At 46.3% G+C, this 831-nt stretch carries 1 protein-coding gene and 2 pseudogenes; all 3 read left to right on the top strand.

Annotation, left to right across the window (positions count from 1 at the left end):
* Positions 1 to 237 (top strand): annotated as a pseudogene (locus tag MMB69_RS27190) (hypothetical protein); the annotation flags it as partial.
* A complete protein-coding gene (locus MMB69_RS27185; RefSeq protein WP_240491102.1) occupies positions 129 to 620 on the top strand; it encodes a hypothetical protein in 492 nt (163 codons plus the stop codon). The pseudogene MMB69_RS27190 and the gene MMB69_RS27185, both read left to right, overlap by 109 nt.
* A pseudogene (locus tag MMB69_RS27180) lies at positions 620 to 831 on the top strand (tail fiber assembly protein); the annotation flags it as partial. The gene MMB69_RS27185 and the pseudogene MMB69_RS27180, both read left to right, overlap by 1 nt.

Raw genomic sequence — 831 nt, 5'->3', positions numbered from 1 at the left:
ACATTTACTTGCTATAATAAAATTATCGAATCAGGAGGTTTGTCTACTGTGGAAGAAAAACAAAGTAAATTTAGCAGAGGCTTATTATTATTTTTCATTGGCGCAACAGCCCTTTTCTTTATGAATTCTTGGGGACGAAAACCACATCGTCGTTTGATTACGGGACGAAAACAACAGGCAGTTTCGATTACGGCACCAAATCGACGAATAACACGGGGGCTCATGCTCACAGTCTGAGCGGTTCAACAGGGGCCGCGGGTGCTCATGCCCACACAAGTGGTTTAAGGATGAACAGTTCTGGCTGGAGTCAGTATGGAACAGCAACCATTACAGGAAGTTTATCCACAGTTAAAGGAACCAGCACACAGGGTATTGCTTATTTATCGAAAACGGACAGTCAGGGCAGCCACAGTCACTCATTGTCCGGTACAGCCGTGAGTGCCGGTGCACATGCGCATACAGTTGGTATTGGTGCGCACCAGCATCCGGTTGTTATCGGTGCTCATGCCCATTCTTTCAGTATTGGTTCACACGGACACACCATCACCGTTAACGCTGCGGGTAACGCGGAAAACACCGTCAAAAACATTGCATTTAACTATATTGTGAGGCTTGCATAATGGCATTCAGAATGAGTGAACAACCACGGACCATAAAAATTTATAATCTGCTGGCCGGAACTAATGAATTTATTGGTGAAGGTGACGCATATATTCCGCCTCATACCGGTCTGCCTGCAAACAGTACCGATATTGCACCGCCAGATATTCCGGCTGGCTTTGTGGCTGTTTTCAACAGTGATGAGGCATCGTGGCAATCGTCGAACGGCAG

The sequence above is a fragment of the Priestia sp. P5 genome (assembly GCF_029522155.1).
Taxonomy (GTDB): domain Bacteria; phylum Bacillota; class Bacilli; order Bacillales; family Bacillaceae_H; genus Priestia; species Priestia megaterium_E.
Note: the sequence above shows the minus strand (reverse complement) of the source record. Positions and strands in the feature narration are given on the sequence as shown.